The following is a 20,764-nucleotide window of genomic DNA, read 5'->3' on the forward strand; positions in this document are numbered from 1 at the left end:
TCATCAGGGTAGCTAATCGGCGCGCACGTGGGTAATTTACTTGGTTTCGGCGAACAGCTCGCGGCCGATCAGCATGCGGCGGATTTCGCTGGTGCCGGCGCCGATTTCATACAGCTTGGCGTCGCGCCACAGCCGGCCGGCCGGGTACTCGTTGATATAACCGTTGCCGCCCAGCGCCTGGATCGCCTCGCCGGCCATCCATGTGGCCTTTTCAGCGCTATACAGAATGGCGCCGGCGGCGTCCTTGCGCAACTGGCGCACCGCTTCGGGCGTCTTGGCGCGGTCGCACGCCTGGCCGACCGCGTAGACGTAGGCCTTGCAAGCCATCATGGTCGAATACATGTCGGCGAGCTTACCCTGCATCAACTGGAATTCGCCGATCGGCTGGCCGAACTGCTTGCGCTCGTGCACGTAGGGCACCACCAGGTCCATACAGGCTTGCATGATGCCGAGCGGGCCGCCGGACAGCACGGTGCGCTCGAAGTCGAGGCCGGACATCAGCACGTTGACGCCCTTGCCCAGGCCGCCCAGCACGTTTTCGGCCGGCACTTCGCAATCCTGGAACACCAGCTCGCCGGTGTGGGAGCCGCGCATGCCCAGCTTGTCGAGCTTTTGCGCGATCGAGAAGCCCTTGAAATGTTTTTCGATCAGAAAGGCCGTCATGCCCTTCGGGCCGGCTTCCAAGTCGTTTTTCGCGTACACCACCAGCACGTCGGCGTCGGGGCCGTTGGTGATCCACATCTTGGTGCCGTTCAGCACCCAGCGGTCGCCCTTCCAGTCGGCGCGCAGCTTCATGCTGACCACGTCGGAGCCGGCGTTCGGCTCGGACATCGCCAGCGCGCCGATGTGCTCGCCCGTCACCAGTTTCGGCAGGTACTTGGCTTTTTGCTCGTCGGTGCCGTTGCGCTTGATCTGGTTGACGCACAGGTTCGAGTGCGCGCCGTAGGACAGGCCGACCGAGGCCGAGGCCCGCGAAATCTCTTCCATTGCCACGATATGCGCCAGGTAGCCCATGCCGCTGCCGCCGTACTGCTCGTCGACGGTAATGCCGAGCACGCCCAGGTCGCCCATCTTGCGCCACAGATCCATCGGGAACTGGTCGCTGCGATCGATTTCGCCGGCGCGCGGCGCGATTTCGGCGGCGGCAAATTGTTGAATCGCTTCGCGCAGCGCGGCGATGTCTTCGCCATGGTCAAAAGTTAAGCCTGGGAGATGGAGCATGTCGTCCTCGTCGAATAGACAGTTAGCGGAAAGAAGAGTAAATGATACGCTGATGTGACGTTAACGTAAACGTAAAGTAAAAGCCGCGGCGGGGCGGTAGACCCTCGGGGTCCGGCCCCGGAATGACGCTTCCGGTTTTAGTCGCGCCGGCTTATTACTACTGCGCAGTAGCCGCCGCGGTCTGCTCGCCCGCCGCCACGCCGGCCAGCAAGCGCTTGCATTCCTCCTCGTGGGCGGTGATTTCCGCCAGCGCCATCTCGATATCCTCGCGTTGCTGTTCCAGCGTTTCGCGGTGTTGCGCCAGCACGCCGAGGAAGCGGTTCATTTGGGCGCTGGTGTCCTTGGGCGACTCGTACATGTCAACCAGGCTTTTAATCTCGGACAAGGCCAGTCCCAGGCGCTTGCCGCGCAGCGTCAGCTTCAGGCGGGTCCGGTCGCGCGGGGTGTAGACGCGATTGCGGCCTCCGGCGCCCTCGCGCGTCGGGCTGAGCAGCCCCTGGTCTTCATAAAAGCGGATCGCGCGCGCGGTGATATCAAATTCACGCGCCAGTTCGGTGATGGTATAGGTCGGCATCTTCTTGGGCTTGCTGTTAGAGTTCTTCGGCGGACAAGGTCGCATGGTCAGAAAGCGCTTTACATCAGCTTCCGTTTACGTCAACGTCAATCGCATTGTAGCGCGCCTGTCCGAAAAGTGAACCTGAAAGATCCAGATGAACCCACTCGCAGCCCAATTGGCGTATCCCTTCGGCGAGGTGCGCGCTGGACCACATCAATGTACGGCTGCTGAAAGACGGCTGCGGCGGCGCCGGCAGACGCGTGGTCGAAAAAATCCCCATCCATCGCTTGTGCCGGCGCTGCCGCCGGCCTACACTCGGACGCAGGATGAACTGTTGGTCGTAATTCGTGACCATAACTGGCGCGTCATCGGAGGCGTCGGCCATTCGCCCGAACACGCCGCGGTTTGCGCGCCCGCGTCGGGCAATTGCGCGAGCATCATGTTGAGAGAGGATGGGCGTGTGCGCACCGAAACCGGTTTGGATGACGTTATGCGTTTCCGAACAATATAGAGCTAATCCTCTAATTTTTAATATACCAAGACACAATGAAGAGAAGTCGTTCGACGTATCGCTCATAAAATTCAACATACACAGTATTTTATTCGGTTTGATATCTGTCGAAAAAGCGCCCGCGGCGGGCGTAATTGTTAATTTAAAAATATTGCAATGTCACAATCAAATTGCCTCTTCAAGAGACTGACTTTCATGTTGCAACATGAAATAGTGCAACTATGAATTCTTCAAACGAACGCGAAAGTTTTAGCCAGCGCCTCCAGCAGGCGCTCAAAAACGCACATTACTCCCCGGATAGCCCGACCAGATTGGCCCGGGAATTCAACATCCGCTTCGACGGACGCCCGATAACCGTGCACGCAGCCCGTAAATGGCTGGTTGGCGAGGCTATTCCGACCCAGGAAAAGCTGCGCATGATCGCTCACTGGCTGGGCGTGCCGGCCGAATGGCTGCGTTTCGGCGGCCCGGAAAGCACTGCGCCGAGCGGCGAATCCTCGAGCGCCTTGTCGCGCTTTGAGTCGGCGGACGTAAAATTAATTGCTGATTTGCAAAGATTAGACGAGCATCATCGTCAAATAGCGCGTGAATTTATTCGCATGCTGGTGCGTGTGAACTACCAAAAGTAACAAAAACGGCGTGTTTTTCGAACAGCCGGGGCCGTAGGAGGCGGCCTGCGGAGATCACATGTGGGCTTGGCGGGGACTTTGCGAAATGTCATGCCTACGACATGAATCTGATGCACAATGGCTTGGTCGGCCGGCCTTTTTTGCGGTCGTTATGATGAAAATCACAAGAGGGATGACGCGAAATCAAATAGTGGCTCATAATCACATGAGTTTTAGCCGGGGCGCCAGCCTTGCCATTTACTACGGAGCCGAGCATTTGAGCCGTCTTATGAAAAGTAATTACAGCAATACCGCGCAGCTAAAAGACTTGATGACCGTGCCCCCGATGACCGCCGCCCAGCATGCGGAGGTGATGCGCAAGCGCATCGCCTACCGCCGCATGGTGGAAGAGGCCAGGGATTTGAAGCATGCCAGCGGCGTGCAATTCGAGAAGCGCTGACGCGCAACGGGTAGCTGCGGTAAGTGGGTCGTGACAATCAAACAGGCGGACTGAATTGCCCGCAGTGAAAGTGTCGCTCGCCTTTTTTAACCTCCAGCGTAGAACGCCGGGTCGGACCCTTGGGGTCTGACCCCAGCCTCTGCCCTTGGTTTTATTCCACGGCCTTCATACCGGCCCAGCGCGGCGCCAGGCCGTGCTCGATACCAAACAAATCAATAACGCGCGCCACCGTGTGGTCGACCATTTCCTCTATGCTTTTGGGCAAGTGGTAGAAGCTCGGCAGGGGCGGGAAAATAACGCCGCCCATTTCGCTCACGGCCGTCATATTGCGCAGGTGCGCCAGGTTGAACGGCGTTTCGCGCACCATCAGCACCAAGCGGCGGCGCTCTTTGAGCACCACGTCGGCGGCGCGCGCGATCAGGTTGTCGGAAAAGCCGTGCGCCACCGAGGCCAGGGTTTTCATCGAGCAGGGGGCGACGACCATGCCGTCGGATTGGAACGAGCCGCTAGCGATCGAGGCGCCGACGTCGCGCAGCTTGTGCACGACATGGGCCAGCGCTTCGACTTGCTTGCGCTGCAAGCCAGTTTCCTGGTGCAGCGTCAGCACGGCGGCGTCGGAGAGGATCAGATGCGTCTCGACGCCGGGGATGGCGCCGAGGTGTTGCAGCAGCCGCACGCCATACACGGCGCCGGTGGCGCCGGTGATGGCGATGATCAGCCGCCTGGGCTTATCAGGCATCGATCAGGGTCTTCAGTTCGCCCGATTCGAACATTTCGTTCATGATGTCGGAACCGCCGATGAACTCGCCGCGGATATACAACTGCGGGATGGTTGGCCAGTTCGAGTATTCCTTGATGCCCTGGCGAACTGCGGGATCGTCCAGCACGTTCACGGTGGCGATGTTTTCAACGCCGCAGGCTTTCAGGATTTGGATCGCGCGGCCGGAAAAGCCGCATTGCGGGAACTGGGCGGTGCCCTTCATGAACAGCACGACGGGCGTGCCCGTCACGGTTTCTTTGATCCAGGTTTGTACGTCGCTCATGGCTGCCTCGTGTGGTGAAAATAAATAAGATGCCGACATTTTATAAGAAAAAGTCGTTGAAGGTTGGGATTAGGCGCGCCCGGACGACGTTTACACCAAAGGCGTCACCCCGGGGTCAGACCCTGGGGGGCTGGCCCCGGCTCCTTGTCTGTGACTTTCCTTGAGGCGCCGGTGTTGAAGCGTGGGCCGTCTACAACGCTTTGCCCGGGCAGAAGGCCGCGCCACCGACCCGCCCGCCTTAGCCGCGCAGCTTGGCGAACGCCGCCGCCATGCTGCCGCCTTCCGCAGGCACCTTGGCGCTTTGCTGCTGGTGCTGGGCCAGGTGTTTGCGGTCGTTGCGGTCGCCGCGCTGTTCCGGCTTGGCGCCGGGCTGCGGCGCGCTATCGGTCAGGCGCATGGTCAGGGCGATGCGTTTGCGCTTTTCGTCCACCTCCAGCACCTTCACGCGCACCACCTGGCCGGCTTTGACCACCGTGTGCGGGTCCTTGACGAAGGTGTTCGACAGCGCCGAGATGTGCACCAATCCGTCCTGATGCACGCCGATGTCGACAAATGCGCCAAAGGCGGCGACGTTGGTGACGACCCCTTCCAAGATCATGTCCGGGCGCAGGTCGCGGATTGCCTCGACGCCTTCCTTGAAGGTGGCGGTGGTGAACTCGGGACGCGGGTCGCGCCCCGGCTTTTCCAGTTCCTTCAGGATGTCGGTAATGGTCGGCACGCCGAATTTCTCGTCGGCGTACTTGGCCGGGTTCAGGGTCTTTAGCAGCGCGGCCTCGCCGATGACGGCCTTGATATCTTTTTTAATGTCGGCCAGGATCTTTTCAACCAGCGGATACGATTCCGGGTGGACCGCCGAGGCGTCCAGCGGGTTCTCGCCGCCCATCACGCGCAGGAAGCCGGCGGCCTGCTCGAAAGTCTTCTCGCCCAGGCGCGGCACCGCTTTGAGCGCCGCGCGCGAGGCGAACGCGCCCTTCATGTCGCGGTAGTTGACGATGCTTTGCGCCACGCTCGAGGACAGGCCGGAGACGCGCGCCAGCAGCGGCGCCGAGGCGGTGTTGACGTCGACGCCGACCGCGTTGACGCAGTCCTCGACGACGGCGTCGAGCGAGCGCGCCAACTGGGTCTGGCCGACGTCGTGCTGGTACTGGCCGACGCCGATCGATTTCGGGTCGATCTTGACCAGCTCGGCCAGCGGGTCCTGCAGCCGGCGCGCGATCGACACGGCGCCGCGCAGCGACACGTCCATGTCGGGCAGCTCGCGCGAGGCGAATTCGGACGCCGAGTACACCGACGCGCCCGCCTCGGAAACGACGATCTTGGTCATTTTCTGTTCCGGGAACTGCTTGATCAGGTCCTGCGCCAGCTTGTCGGTTTCGCGCGAGGCGGTGCCGTTGCCGATCGAAATGAGCGACACGTTGTGCTTGGCGGCCAGGCGGCCGAGCGTGTGCAGCGACCCGTCCCAGTCGTTTTTCGGCTGGTGCGGGTAGATCACCGCCGTGTCCATCACCTTGCCGGTGGCGTCGACCACGGCCACCTTGACGCCGGTGCGCAGGCCCGGGTCCAGGCCCATGGTGGCGCGCTGGCCGGCCGGCGCGGCCAACAGCAACGCCTTCAGGTTCAGCGCGAAGACGTTGATGGCGTCGAGTTCGGCGCGTTCGCGCAGCGCGCCCATCAGTTCGGTTTCCAGCTGCATGAAGCTTTTCACGCGCCAGGTCCAGCGCGCCGTGTCGGCCAGCCACTTGTCGGCCGGGCGGCCCTGGTTCTTGATGCCGAAGCGGGCGGCGATACGGCCCTCGCACGGGTTGTGCGGCGCGTCCCACTTGGGTTTCTCGGCCTCGGTGTCGAGCCGCAGCGTGACGTCGAGGATCTGCTCGCGCCGTCCGCGCAGCAGGGCCAGCGCGCGGTGCGACGGCACCGTCGAGATGGTTTCGGAATAATCGAAGTAATCGGCGAATTTTTCGCCCTCGTCCTGCTTGCCTTCCACCACTTTGGACTCAACTATGCCATGCTCTTGCACGTATTCGCGCAGCGCCTGCAACAAGGTGGCGTCCTCGGCGAAGCGCTCCATCAGGATTTGGCGCGCGCCGTCCAGCGCCGCCTTGGTGTCGGCGACGCCGGCGTTGTTGCCGTCGCCCGTGGTAAACGCTTCGCGCAGGTACTTGGCCGCCTCCAGTTCCGGGTTGTGCCGCGGGTCGCCCAGCAGCAGCTCGGCCAGCGGCGCCAGGCCCGCCTCGATGGCGATCTGCGCCTTGGTGCGGCGCTTTTGCTTGTACGGCAGGTACAAGTCTTCCAGCCGGGTCTTGTCCTCGGCGTGCATGACGGCGTCGAGCAACTCCGGCGTCATCTTGTTTTGCTCGGTGATCGAGGCGACGATGGCGGCGCGGCGCTCCTCCAGCTCGCGCAGGTAGCGCAGGCGCTCTTCGAGCAGGCGCAGCTGGATGTCGTCCAGGCCGCCGGTGGCCTCCTTGCGGTAGCGCGCGATGAAGGGCACGGTGGCGCCTTCGTCGAGCAGGGCGATGGCGGCGGCGACCTGCGCCGGTTTGGCGACGAGTTCGAGGGCGAGACGTTGTTCGATAGAGGGCAGCATGGCGAGTTCCAAAGCGGTCAAGCGTTGAATGATACGCAATCGGCGCGATTGTGCCAGTCTTGACAGCGCAAATGGACTGTGCGTCGGCCCCCGCCCGGGCCAAGATGGGGGTGCGAGATGATATTGAATAAACCACGAGCGCGCGTATCGCGGATAATATTGCCTGTTAACGATTCTGCTTAGACTTTTACACACATGCGTACCATGGATTTAACCCGCGACGAGATCAGTGAACCCCGCGCCACGCCCGGCACCCCGGCACCGCAACTGCCGTATGCCGTTGCCACCTGGCTGCAGCGGGTGGACGCCGCCGCGCACCCGAAAGCGAGCCTGAGCGCCGTCGAGCCGGACCCGAAACTGGCCCAGTACCGCCTGATCTACGTGCTCGCGCCCACCAGCGGCGGGCGCCACGTGGCCTTGTGCCTGTACAAGGCGCGGCTGCGGCCGAACGGCGACGTCGCCGCGGCGACCCCGGTCAGCGAAGTGTTTTCGCTGCTGTCGGCGCCGCCGAGCTTCCTGTTGCCGGCCGACGAGGACCTGGTGCGTTTTTTTGTTGCCATGCGCACCGGCCAAACCTCGCAGACCGGCAGCGCCACCGAGCCGAAGGGCAAGATCGGCGCGGCGCTGCTGCAGATGCTGGCCGAGCAGGGTAAATTGCTTTGGTCCAATTCGTGGGCCGACGTCGGCAACGGCCTGGTGTATCCGCTGCAGGGCGGCCCGCTGCGCCAGGCCACGCTAATCTGGCGCGAAGAGGGCAAGCACATGCGCCTGGGCTGGCAAGTCGAGGCGGCCGAGGGCGCCAAGCACCACGGCGCCGACCAGATCGACTACATGCTGCCGACCGACCCGCCGTGGTACATCGACAACCTGTCGTGCGGCGTGCTGGCGCTGAACCAGGGCGGCGCCGACATCGCGCTGCCGGAATTGCAGGCGCTGGTGGCGCAGGCCCCATTATTGAACGGCAACGACAAGGTGCGCGTGTCGCAACTGTTGCTGGCGCACGGCTTGCAGCACCTGATGCCGCTGCCGCAGCCGCTGCCGCAGCGCCTGCGCGAAGACGTGCCGGCGCGGCCGGTGCTGGTGCTCGACAGCGCGCAACTGGCCGACGCCAGCGCGCCGCGCTGGCACGACTTCGCCGTGCTGTCCTACGACTACGACGGCGAGCGCGTCTCGTTCGACCCGTCGCAGCGCGTGGTGCGGCAGGTCGGCAACGTCACCGAAATCATCCAGCGCAACAGCGCGCAGGAGGCGGCCGCGCTGGAGACCTTGAGCGCGCGCGGCTTCGGCAGGCCGGCGGCGATGCCGCTGAGCGGGCTGAAGGGCGCGCTGTTGCTGGCCGGCCAGTCCGAATGGCTGCGCTTTGCCGACGGCGGCATCGCCGCCTTGCAGCAGCAGGGCTGGATCGTCGAAAAAACCGCCAAGTACCGCTACGACGTCAGCGTCGTCGAGGACTGGTACGCCGACATCGCCGAGCCGGCCGACAGCGGCAACGCCTGGTTCGAGCTGGAGCTGGGCATCGTCGTCAACCACCAGCGCGTGCCGCTGCTGCCGGTGCTGGTGCAACTGATCCGCGGCGCGCCCAACGATTTCAACCCGAAGGCGCTGGAGGCGCACGGCGACGCCGACCAGATGCTCGCCACCTTGCCCGACGGCACCCGCGTGGCGCTGCCGTGGGCGCGCGTCAAGCCCATCCTGAACACGCTGGGCGAGCTGTATTTCAGCGACAAGATCAAAACCTCGGTGCGCATGTCGACGCTGGACGCGGCGCGCCTGGACGAGCTGGCGCGCGGCCTGGAGCTGCGCTGGAGCGGCGGCGCGCAGCTGCGCGAGATGGGCCGCAAGCTCAGCCAGTTCGGCTCGGTGCAGAAAGTGGCGGCGCCGGCCGGCCTGCGCGCCACGCTGCGCGACTACCAGGCCGACGGCCTGGCCTGGATGCAATTCCTGAGGAATTACGACCTGGCCGGCATCCTGGCCGACGACATGGGCCTGGGCAAGACGGTGCAAACCCTGGCGCACATCCTGATTGAAAAAGAGGCCGGAAGGTTGACCAGCCCGGCGCTGGTGATCGCCCCGACCAGCCTGATGGGCAACTGGCAGGACGAGGCTGCCCGCTTCGCGCCCGACCTGCGCGTGTTGCTGTTGCAGGGCAAGGACCGCCTGCAGCAGTTCGACCAGATCGACGGCTGCGACCTGGTCTTGACGACCTACGCGCTGTTGCCGCGCGACGAGGAAAAGCTGCGCGAGCACGACTTCCACCTGGTCATCCTGGACGAATCGCACTACATCAAGAACACCCGCTCGAAGGCGGCCCAAAGCGCCGGGCTGCTGCGGGCGCGGCACCGCTTGTGCCTGTCCGGCACGCCGCTGGAAAACCACCTGGGCGAGCTGTGGTCGCAATTCCACTTCCTGCTGCCGGGCCTGCTGGGCGACGAGAAAAGCTTCAACAGCCAGTTCCGCCACCCGATCGAGCGCCAGGACGACCCGCTGCGGCGGCAGTTGCTGAACCGCCGCATCAAGCCCTTCCTGCTGCGCCGGACCAAGGACAACGTCGCCAAGGAGTTGCCGCCGAAAACGGAAATGGTGCGCAAGGTCGAGTTGACCGGGCCGCAGCGCGACCTGTACGAAACGGTGCGCCTGGCGATGGACCAGAAGGTGCGCGAGGAAATCGACAAGAAAGGCGTGGCGCGCAGCCAGATCGTGATTTTGGAGGCGCTGCTAAAGCTGCGCCAGGTGTGCTGCGACCCGCGGCTGGTGAAATCCTTGCCGTCGAAAAAGCAGGCGGCCGGCTCGGCCAAGCTGATCGACCTGATGCAGATGATCGAGGATTTGCTCGACGAAAACCGCAAGATCCTGGTGTTCTCGCAATTTACCAGTATGCTTGCCTTGATCGAGGAGGAATTGGAGGCGCGCGACATCCCGTACGCGCTGCTGACCGGCGACACCAAGGACCGTTCGGCCCAGGTGGCGGCGTTCCAGCAGGGCGCCGTGCCGATATTCCTGATCAGCCTGAAGGCCGGCGGCGTCGGCCTGAACCTGACCGCGGCCGACACCGTGATCCATTACGACCCGTGGTGGAACCCGGCGGCCGAGAACCAGGCCACCGACCGCGCCTGGCGCATCGGCCAGGACAAGCCGGTGTTCGTCTACAAGCTGATCGCCAAGGGCACGCTGGAAGAAAAAATCCAGCTGTTGCAACAGAAAAAATCGGAACTCGCGCAATCGATCCTGGCCGAGGGCGAAGCGCAGAAGATGGCGCTGACGCAAGAAGACCTGCAGCAGATCTTCGCCCCGCTGGCCGATTAGCGGTGCCGGACCCGGCGGCGCGTCGTAGGTCGGGTTAGCCCATCGGGCGTAAGCCGACAACGGTGGCCTGGAGCAACGCGTCTCGCTTAGGCCAACTACAAACCTGGCTAACTTAACGGCAACGAAAGCGAAACATGCCCTACCTGATTCTGTTGGCCGGCGCCGTGGCGCTGCTGCTTTGGCGCCTGTTCCAGCTGCGCGCCGCGCTGCTGCGCGCGCGCGCCGGCGAGGCCCGCTTCCGCCAGTTGGCCGAGCACAGCGTCGACGCCGGCTGGATCATCGACTGCGCCAGCGCCAAACTGATCTATATTAGTCCGGCGGCGCAGCGCCTGCTCGGCCACGACCAGGCCGGGCTGGAAACGCTGGCGGCGCAATTGGCGCTCGACCTGCCCGAACGCATCCAACGCTTCGCCGCCGGCGACGCCGCCGCCCCGCCCTCGCTGCGCAGCGTCGAGCTGACGCACCAGGACGGCCACGCCGTGCCCGTCGAACTGCACTCCACCCTGGTGGCCGACGCGCGCGGGCGCGCCGTCGCCCTGGTCGGCGTGCTGCGCGACGTCAGTGCCGCGCGCGCCCAGGAACAGGCGCAGAAACGTTTCGCCTCGATGCTGTCGCATGAATTCCGCACCCCGCTGGCGACCATCGACGGCGCCATCCAGCGCCTGGAAACGACGGGCGCCACGGCCGACGACGCCACCCGCAAGCGCTACCGCAAGATCCAGACCGCGGTCGACCGCCTGCTCGCGCTGATCGACGAGTACCTGACGCCGGAGCGCATGGCCAGCATCGGCCGCCAGCGCCAGGCCGACGGCATCGCGCCGCAAGCGCTGCTGGAGGACGCCGCCGCCCAGTTCAACTCGCCGCGGCACCCGGTGACGTTGCGCGCCAGCGGCCTGCCCGGCTATCTGCGCTGCGATCCCGACGGCATGCGCCTGTGCCTGCAAATTTTGCTCGACAATGCCTGCGCCTACACGCCGGCCGGCAGCCCCATCGAACTGAGCGGCCAGCCGGCGCCCGAAGGCGGCATCGAATTGTGCGTGCTCGACCGCGGCCCCGGCGTGCCTGAAGACGAGCTGGGTCGCCTGTTCGACAAGGGTTTTCGCGGAAGAAACGCCGCTGCGCACAAGGGTTCCGGTTTGGGGCTGTACATGGCGCGGGCGATGCTTGACGTGCACGGCGGCAACCTTACGGCGCAAAATCGCGCGGAAGGGGGTGCCGTTTTCCGCATTTGGCTGCCCATCCCGGCGGATACCGGGAAAAACCTTGCGTCTCACGATTGCAACAGTGATAATTCCTGGACGCAAACCGAGGCTGGGATTCACCAGAGTTGAGGCGGTTTGCTCACTAACCGAAGAATGGCGCAGCAATGACGAAAATATTGATCGTCGAAGACAATCTCGACTATGCCGAAGATATGGCAGAGTTTTTATTGGAGCTCGAACACGAAGTACATATCACCAGCTCGGCTGGCGACATGTGGGCGGCTTTGAGCCAAGGAAATGTTGGCGTGGTTGTGCTCGACCTCGGCCTGCCGGACGAGGACGGCTTCAACGTCATCCCGCGCATGCGCCAACTCTATCCGCAGATCGGCGTGCTGGTGCTGACCGGGAGGGTGGCGTTCGACAGCCGCATCCTCGGTCTGCGCCTGGGCGCCGACCACTATTTGACCAAGCCGATCAAATTCCCCGAACTGGCCGCCCACATCGAGGCGCTGGACCGCCGCGTCGGGCCGCAGGACCCGTTGCCGGTGCCGGGCAAATGGACGCTGAAAGTGAGCGCGCGCCAGCTTGAGCTGATGGGCTCGGTCATTGCGCTGACGGAAAAAGAGTTCAACTTTCTGCACCTGCTGACAATTAACACCCGTCCGGTGCCGCGCGACGTCATCGTCGCCGGCATGGGTGGCGACGACCCGGACGCCGGCCGCCGCGTCGACATGCTGGTGTACCGGCTGCGCAAGAAGGCGCGCAGCGGACTCGGCCAAGACTTGCCGCTGCGCAGCGCCTATGGCGAAGGCTACAGCCTGTCCACCAGCTTCAACCTGTCGTAGCGACTTCGGGGACAGACCACGATTTCCGCGAAACGTTTCGCGGAAATCGTGGTCTGTCCCCGGTTTGGCGTCTTCCGGCTAAATGGGGGCGGAGTCGCGCCGTTTTTCCGGAATCGCAAATAAATTGGGGGACGGAGTGCGGTTCTTGCGTAAAATCGCGGTATCTCCCGCTCATTTTTCCCGCACATGGCCCGTCTTCCCCGCCTTATCCTGCCGTCCCAGCCGCATTACGTCATCCAGCGCGGCAACAACGGCCAGCCCATCTTCATCGACAGCGCCGACCACCTGGCCTTTCTGGGCTGGCTGCGCACGGCCGCCAAAACCTTCAAAGTCGCGGTCCACGCCTACGTTTTGATGCCCGACCAGCTGCATTTGCTGGTCTCGCCCAGCGACGAGGGCGGCCTCGGCCAGATGATGCAGTGGCTGGGCCGCTATTACGTGCCCTACTTCAACCAAAAATACGAACGCAGCGGCGCCCTGTGGCAGGGACGCTACAAAACCTCGGTGATCGATCCGGAAAACTTCTTCCTCACTTGCAGCCGTTACCTGGAATTCGCCCCGGTCAGCGCCGCCCTGGCGCCGCGCCCGCTCGATTACGCCTGGTCCAGCTATGCCCACCACGCCGGTGTACGGCCCGATCCGATCATCACCGACCACCCTTTGTATTGGGCGCTGGGCAACACGCCGTTCGACCGCGAGGCCGCCTACCTGGCGCTGACGGAGCAGGCGCTGGCCGCCGACGAGGTCGAAACCGTCGAAAAAGCCGTTTTGAGGGGCTGGCCGCTGGGGACGGAGCAGTTTAAGAAGGCGCTGGAGCGTAAATTGAAGCGCCAGGTGCTGCCGGCGAAACGCGGCCGGCCATTCAAAGTCGTCGAGAAGTCCAGCGTCGACTGATTTCCACGCGGTGCCAGAAACCCGGATTGTCGACCACTCCGGTTTTTTTTTGAAATTTTTATGACCCTGTCCCCATTAAATTTTTTGAGCGACGCCAGAAAAATTAATGCGACTCCGACCCTAATTATTCCAGTTGAGTTTTCTGCTGCATTGCACTACTCTAGATTTTCAATATCAAAAAGTGCTGGAGAAACTCATGATTGCTCAAGGTTTATACGATCCTTCCAACGAACACGATGCCTGCGGCGTCGGTTTCGTCGCCCATATCAAGGGCAACAAAACCCATTCCATCGTTGAACAGGGTCTGTTGATCTTGAAGAACCTGGATCACCGGGGTGCGGTCGGCGCGGACGCGCTGATGGGCGACGGCGCCGGCATCCTGATCCAGATTCCGGACCAGTACTACCGCGACGAGATGGCCGCGCAAGGCGTGGAGCTGCCGCCGCCGGGTGAATATGGCGTCGGCATGGTGTTCCTGCCGAAGGAAAACGCTTCGCGCATCGCCTGCGAGCAGGAAATCGAGCGCGCCGTGCGCATCGAAGGCCAGGTTGTGCTGGGCTGGCGCAACGTGCCGGTCGACTACGACATGCCGATGTCGCCGACCGTGCGCGCCAAAGAGCCGGTGATCCGCCAGATCTTCATCGGCCGCGGCCCGGACATCATGGTCACCGACGCGCTCGAGCGCAAACTGTATGTGATCCGCAAATCGTCGGGCCACGCGATCCAGGCGTTGAAACTGCTGCATGGCAAAGAATTCTTCGTGCCGTCGATGTCGGCGCGCACCATTGTTTACAAGGGCCTGCTGCTGGCCGACCAGGTTGGCGTGTACTACAAGGACTTGCAGGACGCCCGTTGCATCTCGGCGCTGGCGCTGGTGCATCAACGTTTCTCGACCAACACCTTCCCGGAATGGCCGCTGGCCCACCCGTACCGCCTGATCGCCCACAACGGCGAGATCAACACCGTCAAGGGCAACTTCAACTGGATGCGCGCGCGCGAAGGCGTGATGAAGTCGGCCGTGCTGGGCGACGACCTGCAAAAGCTGTTCCCGCTGATCTATGAGGGCCAGTCCGACACGGCTTGCTTCGACAACGCGCTGGAACTGCTGTTGATGGCCGGCTACCCGATTGCCCAGGCGATGATGATGATGATCCCGGAAGCCTGGGAAAACCACACGACGATGGACGACAACCGCCGCGCCTTCTATGAATACCACGCGGCGATGATGGAGCCGTGGGACGGCCCGGCCGCGATGGCTTTCACCGACGGCCGCCACATCGGCGGCACGCTGGACCGCAACGGCCTGCGCCCCGCGCGCTACATCGTCACCGACGACGACCTGGTGGTGATGGCGTCGGAATCGGGCGTGCTGCCGATCCCGGAATCGAAGATCATCCAGAAATGGCGTCTGCAACCGGGCAAGATGTTCCTGATCGACCTGGAGGCGGGCCGCATCATTGACGATAAAGAGTTGAAGGACATGTATTCGAACGCCAAGCCATACAAGGCCTGGATCAACTCGGTACGCATCAAGCTCAACGAAATCAAGCTCAGCGAAAGCCAACTGGCGCACAACCGCGTCAAGTACGCCACCGCGCCCGGCGAAAAAGCGCTGCCGTCGTTGCTCGACCGCCAGCAGGCGTTCGGCTACACCCAGGAAGACTTGAAATTCTTGATGGCGCCCATGGCCGTCGCCGGCGAAGAGGCGACCGGTTCGATGGGCAACGACTCGCCGCTGGCGGTGATGTCGAACAAACTCAAGCCGCTCTACAACTACTTCAAGCAATTGTTCGCGCAGGTGACCAACCCGCCGATCGACCCGATCCGCGAAGCGATGGTGATGTCGCTGGTGTCCTTCATCGGTCCGAAGCCGAACTTGCTCGACACCAACAACGTCAATCCGCCGATGCGCCTGGAAGTATCGCAGCCGGTGCTGGGTTTTGACGACATGGCGCGGCTGCGCAACATCAGCCTGCATACCGGCGGCAAGTTCAAGTCATATGAGCTGAACATCTGCTATCCGCTGGCATGGGGTAAGGAAGGCGTCGAAGCCTGCCTGGCCTCGCTGTGCGCCGAGGCGGTCGACGCCGTCAAGTCCGGCCACAACATCCTGATCGTCTCGGACCGCAGCATCTGCGCCGATAAGGTCGCTATCCCCGCCCTTTTGGCGACATCGACGGTGCATCAGCACCTGGTCAGCAAGGGCTTGCGCGCCTCCACCGGTTTGGTGGTGGAAACCGGTTCGGCGCGCGAAACGCACCACTTCGCGTTGCTGGCAGGTTACGGCGCCGAAGCCGTGCATCCGTACCTGGCGATGGAAACGCTGATGGAAATGGCCGCCGGCCTGCCGGGCGAGTTGTCCGGCGAAACCGCCGTCTACAACTACACGAAGGCAATCGGCAAGGGCCTGATGAAGGTCATGTCGAAAATGGGCATCTCGACCTATATGTCGTATTGCGGCGCGCAAATCTTCGAAGCGATCGGCTTGAACAAGTCGCTGATCGACAAGTATTTCAAGGGCACCGCCTCGAACGTCGAGGGCATCGGCGTGTTTGAAGTGGCGGAAGAGGCGTTGCGCCTGCACGCGCTGGCCTTCGGCGACGATCCTTTGCTGGTGAACAACCTCGACGCCGGCGGCGAATACGCCTTCCGCGTGCGCGGCGAAGAACACATGTGGACCCCGGACGCGATCGCCAAATTGCAGCATTCGACCCGCAGCAACAATTTCTCCAGCTATAAGGAGTATGCGCAAATCATCAACGACCAGAGCCGTCGCCACCTGACGCTGCGCGGCCTGTTCGAGTTCAAGCTCGACCCGTCGAAGGCGATCCCGCTCGACGAAGTCGAACCGGCGAAGGAAATCGTCAAGCGTTTCGCCACCGGCGCCATGTCGCTCGGCTCGATCAGCACCGAGGCGCACGCGACGCTGGCCGTGGCGATGAACCGCATCGGCGGCAAGTCGAACACCGGCGAGGGCGGCGAAGATCCCAACCGTTACGTGATGGAATTGAAGGGCATCCCGATCAAGCAGGGCGAAACCATGGCGTCGGTGGTCGGCAACGAGCAGATCATGGTCGACATTCCGCTGCAGGCGGGCGATTCGCTGCGTTCGCGCATCAAGCAGGTGGCGTCCGGCCGTTTCGGCGTGACCGCGGCCTACCTGAACTCGGCCGACCAAATCCAGATCAAGATGGCGCAGGGCGCCAAGCCGGGCGAAGGCGGCCAGTTGCCGGGCCATAAAGTGTCCGAATACATCGCCAGCCTGCGCTTCTCGGTGCCGGGCGTCGGCCTGATTTCGCCGCCGCCGCACCACGACATCTACTCGATCGAAGATCTGGCGCAGCTGATCCATGACTTGAAGAACGCCAACCCGCGCGCCTCGATCTCGGTCAAGCTGGTGTCGGAAGTGGGTATCGGCACCGTCGCCGCCGGCGTCACCAAGGCCAAGGCCGACCACGTGGTCGTCGCCGGCCACGACGGCGGCACCGGCGCCTCGCCGCTGTCGTCGGTCAAGCACGCCGGTACGCCGTGGGAACTCGGCCTGGCTGAAACGCAACAGACGCTGGTGTTGAACGGCTTGCGCAGCCGCATCCGCGTGCAGGCCGACGGCCAGATGAAAACCGGCCGCGACGTCGTCATCGCCGCCCTGCTGGGCGCCGACGAGATCGGTTTCGCGACCGCGCCGCTAGTGGTCGAGGGTTGCATCATGATGCGCAAATGCCATCTGAACACCTGCCCGGTCGGCGTCGCCACGCAAGACCCGGTTCTGCGCGCCAAGTTCTCCGGCAAGCCCGAATACGTCGTCAACTACTTCTTCTTCGTTGCCGAAGAGGCCCGCCAGTTGATGGCGCAACTGGGTATCCGTACCTACGACGAACTGATCGGCCGGGTCGACCTGCTCGACAAGTCGAAGGCGATCACGCACTGGAAGGCGCGCGGCCTGGACTTCTCGGCCATCTTCCACAAGCCGGAAGTGAGCGGCGAGCAAGCCACCCGCCACGTCGAGAACCAAGACCACGCGCTGGAAAAGGCGCTCGACCACAAGCTGATCGCGCAAGCGCGGGCGGCGCTGGAAAAAGGCGAGCGCGTCTCGTTCATCTCGCCGGTGCGCAACGTCAACCGCACCGTCGGCACGATGCTGTCGGGCGAAGTGGCGAAACGCTACGGCCACGCCGGATTGCCGGACGACACCATCCACATCCAGCTGCAAGGCACGGCGGGCCAGTCGGCCGCCGCCTTCCTGGCGCACGGCATCACGCTCGACCTGGTCGGCGAAGGCAACGACTACGTCGGCAAGGGCTTGTCGGGCGGGCGCATCATCGTGCGGCCGAACACCGAGTTCCGCGGCTGGGCCGTGGACAACATTATCATCGGCAACACGGTATTGTACGGCGCCATCGCCGGCGAAGCCTTCTTCAACGGCGTGGCCGGCGAACGTTTCGCGGTGCGCAATTCGGGCGCCACCACGGTGGTCGAGGGCCTGGGCGACCATGGTTGCGAATACATGACCGGCGGCACCGTCGTGGTGCTGGGGGCGACCGGACGCAACTTCGCGGCCGGCATGTCGGGCGGCATCGCCTACGTCTACGACCCGCTGGGCGACTTCTCGAAGCGTTGCAACACCTCGATGGTGGCGCTGGAACCGGTGCTGAGCAGCGGCGAACAGCAACTGGACCGCGCCTCGTGGCACAGCCAGCACCGCGACGGCGAGCCGGAAGCCGACGAAGTGATCCTCAAGCGCCTGATCGAGCGTCACTTCAAGCACACCGGCAGCACCCGCGCCCGTTTCCTGCTGGACGACTGGGGCCAGGCGCGCAGCAAGTTCGTCAAGGTCTTCCCGAGCGAATACAAGCGCGCGCTGATTGAAATGGCCGAAAACGCAGCGATGGAAGTGCAGCCGATCGCCGCCTAAGGGGCGCCGCACACATCGATACGGGGGGCGGGCCAGGCCCGTCCCCGCCAGCAAAAAAATACTAAAGGATTTATCGTGGGAAAAATCACCGGCTTTATGGAATTCAAGCGTCAGGAAGAGGGCTATCTGCCGCCTGTCACGCGCCTCAAGAACTACCAGGAATTCGTGCTGCACCTGTCCAACGAGCAAGCGACCAAACAGGGCGCGCGCTGCATGGACTGCGGCATCCCGTTCTGCACCACCGGTTGCCCGGTCAACAACATCATCCCGGACTGGAACGACCTGGTGTACCGCGGCAACTACCGCGAAGCGCTCGACGTGCTGCACTCGACCAACAACTTCCCCGAATTCACCGGCCGCATCTGTCCTGCGCCGTGCGAGTCGGCCTGCACGCTGGGCATCAACGAAGACCCGGTCGGCATCAAGTCGATCGAGCACAAGATCATCGACATGGGCTGGGAACACGGCTGGGTTACGCCGCAGCCGGCGGGCTTTAGCACCGGCAAGAAAATCGCCATCGTCGGCTCCGGCCCGGCCGGTATGGCGGCGGCGCAGCAACTGGCGCGCGCCGGCCACGCCGTCACCGTGTTCGAGAAAAGCGACCGCGTCGGCGGCCTGCTGCGCTACGGCATCCCCGACTTCAAGATGGAAAAATCGCACATCGACCTGCGCGTCAAGCAGATGGAAGCCGAAGGCGTCACCTTCCGCACCAGCGTACTGGTCGGCAAGGACTTCCCGGCCAACGTCAACAACTGGGCCAAGGAAACGATTTTCCCTGAAGACCTGGAAAAAGACTTCGACGCCGTCATCATCGCCGGCGGCGCCGAGCAGCCGCGCGACCTGCCGGTGCCGGGCCGCGAGCTGAAGGGCGTCCATTTCGCGATGGACTTCCTGCCGCACCAGAACAAGGTCAACGCCGGCGACAAGGTCAAGGACCAGATCAAGGCCGTCGGCAAGCACGTCGTCGTCATCGGCGGCGGCGACACCGGTTCCGACTGCGTCGGCACGTCGAACCGCCACGGCGCCGCGTCGGTGGCCCAGTTCGAACTGATGCCGCAACCGCCAGAAAAGGAAAACAAGCCGATGGTGTGGCCGTACTGGCCGACCAAGCTGCGCACCTCGTCGTCGCACGAAGAAGGTTGCGAGCGCGACTGGGCGGTGGCCACCAAGCGCTTCGAAGGCAAGGGCGGCAAGGTCGACAAGCTGGTCGCCTGCCGCGTCGAGTGGAAAGACGGCAAGATGGTCGAAGTGCCGAACTCGGAATTCGAAATGAAGGCCGACCTGGTCTTGCTGGCGATGGGCTTCGTCTCGCCGGTGCAGCAAGTGCTGGACGCCTTCGGCGTTGAAAAAGACGCCCGCGGCAACGCCAAGGCGACGACCGACGGCGAAGGCTGCTACAAAACCTCGGCGCCGAACGTGTTCGCCGCCGGCGACATGCGCCGCGGCCAATCGCTGGTCGTCTGGGCCATCCGCGAAGGCCGCCAATGCGCCCGCGCGGTCGACGAATTCCTGATGGGTTCGTCCGTCCTGCCGCGTTAATTCCGCAACACCGCACCTCCCCGAAGTACCGGGGTCAGACCTTGTCGCCTTGGCGCGAAGGGCCTGACCCTGGCTATTTTCCTCTGGTTTACTGTCATCGTCCCCGGCACGCACGCTGGCGCGACACCGCCCCGCCCCCGCCCCTCCGAACATCTGCGCGATGGTCCGGCAAAGAATTCTCCAACGCAATTACTTGTCATTTCAATTGAATCACTCTTGTGTCCGTTTCCCTTCTGGGGTGTAATGCGACTGCACAAAATATTAATTAATTTGCATTAGAGAGTGCCGCGTCGCACCACGGGAGTATTGCCAAATGTCACTGTCGTCCAATTCACAGACCCAGGCGTCCAGCCTGCAAGCCTTGCTTGGCGGCTTCACGCAAAGCACCCGCCTGCTGCGACTGACGACACCGCTCGGCCCCGACAAGCTGCTGCTCGAATGTCTGCGCGGCGAGGAGGGCCTGAGCCAGGGCTACTCGCTCAAGATCGCGGCGCTGTCCAGCGACGCCCGCATCCCCCTGAAGTCGCTGATCGGCCAGCCCGCCCGCGTCGACCTGCTCACCGGCGCCGCCGGCGCCCGGCGCCCGTTCCACGGCCACATCACGGCCGTGGAAATGACCGAGGCGAACGGCGGCTTCGCGCGCTACGCGCTGACCATCGAACCGTGGACCGCCTTCCTGGCGTTGAACCAGGACAGCCGCATCTTCCAGGACATGACGGTGTGCGACATCCTCGACGCCGTCTTCGCCTCCTACTTGGGCCAGGGCCGGCTGATGCCGGCGTGGCGCTTCGACATCGCCGAGCGCGACATCTACCCGCGCCGCAGCCTGACCACCCAATACCAGGAAAGCGACCTCGCCTTCGCCCTGCGCCTGATGAGCGAGGAAGGCCTGTTCTACTACTACGAACACAGCGCCGGCGACGGCCCCGGCCTGGGCGGGCACACCCTGGTCGTGGCCGACCACAACGGCAGCTTCCAAGCCAACGTCCAGGCCGACATTGCGTTCACCCAACCCGGCGCGGTGATGAAGGCGGACAGCCTGGACCGCTGGCGCACCACGCTGACGCAGCGGACCAACGCCAT

At 63.5% G+C, this 20,764-nt stretch carries 15 protein-coding genes; 9 read left to right on the plus strand and 6 right to left on the minus strand.

Going from position 1 to position 20,764, the window contains the following annotated elements; genetic code table 11:
* Window positions 1-36: 36 nt before the first annotated feature.
* The 3 genes from JANGC3_RS0120115 to JANGC3_RS32885 all read right to left on the minus strand — a co-directional run bounded on the left by JANGC3_RS0120115 (window position 37) and on the right by JANGC3_RS32885 (window position 2,366).
* The gene (locus tag JANGC3_RS0120115) at window positions 37-1,221 is read right to left on the minus strand and encodes an isovaleryl-CoA dehydrogenase (protein ID WP_017878292.1); all 1,185 of its coding nucleotides are present in this window, start codon (window positions 1,219-1,221) and stop codon (window positions 37-39) included.
* A gap of 157 nt (window positions 1,222-1,378) precedes the next feature.
* Window positions 1,379-1,795 carry a MerR family transcriptional regulator gene (locus JANGC3_RS0120120; RefSeq protein WP_017878293.1) on the minus strand — a complete coding sequence of 139 codons (417 nt, stop codon included), beginning with the start codon at window positions 1,793-1,795 and terminating at the stop codon, window positions 1,379-1,381.
* A 64-nt stretch (window positions 1,796-1,859) separates the two neighbouring features.
* The gene (locus JANGC3_RS32885) at window positions 1,860-2,366 is read right to left on the minus strand and encodes a hypothetical protein (protein WP_157406774.1); all 507 of its coding nucleotides are present in this window, start codon (window positions 2,364-2,366) and stop codon (window positions 1,860-1,862) included.
* A gap of 143 nt (window positions 2,367-2,509) precedes the next feature.
* Here JANGC3_RS32885 and JANGC3_RS29685 point away from each other — a divergent pair, with 143 nt between their 5' ends.
* Entirely contained in the window at window positions 2,510-2,917 is a 408-nt protein-coding gene (locus JANGC3_RS29685; protein WP_026133242.1) for a hypothetical protein, read from the plus strand.
* 151 nt (window positions 2,918-3,068) lie between these two features.
* Window positions 3,069-3,356 carry a hypothetical protein gene (locus JANGC3_RS32890; RefSeq protein WP_157406776.1) on the plus strand — a complete coding sequence of 96 codons (288 nt, stop codon included), beginning with the start codon at window positions 3,069-3,071 and terminating at the stop codon, window positions 3,354-3,356.
* Window positions 3,357-3,507: 151 nt separating this feature from the next.
* Here the strand turns inward: JANGC3_RS32890 and JANGC3_RS0120135 are convergent, their stop codons facing one another.
* The 3 genes from JANGC3_RS0120135 to JANGC3_RS0120145 form a co-directional block, all read right to left on the minus strand.
* Window positions 3,508-4,095: a UbiX family flavin prenyltransferase gene (locus tag JANGC3_RS0120135; protein WP_017878296.1), complete on the minus strand. Its 588-nt coding sequence runs from the start codon at window positions 4,093-4,095 to the stop codon at window positions 3,508-3,510.
* Complete coding sequence (grxD, locus tag JANGC3_RS0120140) at window positions 4,088-4,399, minus strand: Grx4 family monothiol glutaredoxin (protein ID WP_017878297.1); 312 nt, start codon at window positions 4,397-4,399, stop codon at window positions 4,088-4,090. Before grxD ends, JANGC3_RS0120135 begins: the two co-directional genes overlap by 8 nt.
* A gap of 238 nt (window positions 4,400-4,637) precedes the next feature.
* Window positions 4,638-6,986 carry a Tex family protein gene (locus tag JANGC3_RS0120145; protein ID WP_026133243.1) on the minus strand — a complete coding sequence of 783 codons (2,349 nt, stop codon included), beginning with the start codon at window positions 6,984-6,986 and terminating at the stop codon, window positions 4,638-4,640.
* Window positions 6,987-7,190: 204 nt separating this feature from the next.
* Here JANGC3_RS0120145 and JANGC3_RS0120150 point away from each other — a divergent pair, with 204 nt between their 5' ends.
* The 7 genes from JANGC3_RS0120150 to JANGC3_RS29690 form a co-directional block, all read left to right on the plus strand.
* A complete protein-coding gene (locus JANGC3_RS0120150) occupies window positions 7,191-10,289 on the plus strand; it encodes a DEAD/DEAH box helicase (RefSeq protein WP_017878299.1) in 3,099 nt (1,032 codons plus the stop codon).
* 134 nt (window positions 10,290-10,423) lie between these two features.
* Window positions 10,424-11,620: a PAS domain-containing sensor histidine kinase gene (locus JANGC3_RS0120155; RefSeq protein WP_017878300.1), complete on the plus strand. Its 1,197-nt coding sequence runs from the start codon at window positions 10,424-10,426 to the stop codon at window positions 11,618-11,620.
* A gap of 35 nt (window positions 11,621-11,655) precedes the next feature.
* Complete coding sequence (locus JANGC3_RS0120160; protein WP_017878301.1) at window positions 11,656-12,336, plus strand: response regulator transcription factor; 681 nt, start codon at window positions 11,656-11,658, stop codon at window positions 12,334-12,336.
* 186 nt (window positions 12,337-12,522) lie between these two features.
* Window positions 12,523-13,230, plus strand: coding sequence for a transposase (locus JANGC3_RS0120165; RefSeq protein WP_017878302.1), 708 nt, complete (start codon window positions 12,523-12,525; stop codon window positions 13,228-13,230).
* A 196-nt stretch (window positions 13,231-13,426) separates the two neighbouring features.
* Window positions 13,427-18,142, plus strand: coding sequence for a glutamate synthase-related protein (locus JANGC3_RS0120170; RefSeq protein ID WP_017878303.1), 4,716 nt, complete (start codon window positions 13,427-13,429; stop codon window positions 18,140-18,142).
* Window positions 18,143-18,217: 75 nt separating this feature from the next.
* The gene (locus tag JANGC3_RS0120175) at window positions 18,218-19,681 is read left to right on the plus strand and encodes a glutamate synthase subunit beta (RefSeq protein ID WP_026133244.1); all 1,464 of its coding nucleotides are present in this window, start codon (window positions 18,218-18,220) and stop codon (window positions 19,679-19,681) included.
* Between the two features lie 313 nt (window positions 19,682-19,994).
* Window positions 19,995-20,764 (plus strand): type VI secretion system Vgr family protein (locus JANGC3_RS29690; protein WP_035787850.1); only part of this gene is annotated, 770 nt, incomplete at its 3' end.

This window comes from Janthinobacterium sp. CG3, from assembly GCF_000344615.1.
Classification (GTDB): domain Bacteria; phylum Pseudomonadota; class Gammaproteobacteria; order Burkholderiales; family Burkholderiaceae_D; genus Janthinobacterium.

Excerpts from the sequence above, each read along its gene's own strand:
- JANGC3_RS0120165 (WP_017878302.1), top strand. The coding sequence starts at position 12,523 with ATGGCCCGTCTTCCCCGCCTTATCCTGCCGTCCCAGCCGCATTACGTC.
- JANGC3_RS0120135 (WP_017878296.1), bottom strand. The coding sequence starts at position 4,095 with ATGCCTGATAAGCCCAGGCGGCTGATCATCGCCATCACCGGCGCCACC.
- JANGC3_RS0120120 (WP_017878293.1), bottom strand. The coding sequence starts at position 1,795 with ATGCCGACCTATACCATCACCGAACTGGCGCGTGAATTTGATATCACC.
- JANGC3_RS29685 (WP_026133242.1), top strand. The coding sequence starts at position 2,510 with ATGAATTCTTCAAACGAACGCGAAAGTTTTAGCCAGCGCCTCCAGCAG.
- JANGC3_RS0120145 (WP_026133243.1), bottom strand. The coding sequence starts at position 6,986 with ATGCTGCCCTCTATCGAACAACGTCTCGCCCTCGAACTCGTCGCCAAA.
- JANGC3_RS0120160 (WP_017878301.1), top strand. The coding sequence starts at position 11,656 with ATGACGAAAATATTGATCGTCGAAGACAATCTCGACTATGCCGAAGAT.
- JANGC3_RS0120170 (WP_017878303.1), top strand. The coding sequence starts at position 13,427 with ATGATTGCTCAAGGTTTATACGATCCTTCCAACGAACACGATGCCTGC.
- JANGC3_RS32890 (WP_157406776.1), top strand. The coding sequence starts at position 3,069 with ATGATGAAAATCACAAGAGGGATGACGCGAAATCAAATAGTGGCTCAT.
- JANGC3_RS32885 (WP_157406774.1), bottom strand. The coding sequence starts at position 2,366 with ATGTTGAATTTTATGAGCGATACGTCGAACGACTTCTCTTCATTGTGT.
- grxD (WP_017878297.1), bottom strand. The coding sequence starts at position 4,399 with ATGAGCGACGTACAAACCTGGATCAAAGAAACCGTGACGGGCACGCCC.
- JANGC3_RS0120150 (WP_017878299.1), top strand. The coding sequence starts at position 7,191 with ATGGATTTAACCCGCGACGAGATCAGTGAACCCCGCGCCACGCCCGGC.
- JANGC3_RS0120115 (WP_017878292.1), bottom strand. The coding sequence starts at position 1,221 with ATGCTCCATCTCCCAGGCTTAACTTTTGACCATGGCGAAGACATCGCC.
- JANGC3_RS0120155 (WP_017878300.1), top strand. The coding sequence starts at position 10,424 with ATGCCCTACCTGATTCTGTTGGCCGGCGCCGTGGCGCTGCTGCTTTGG.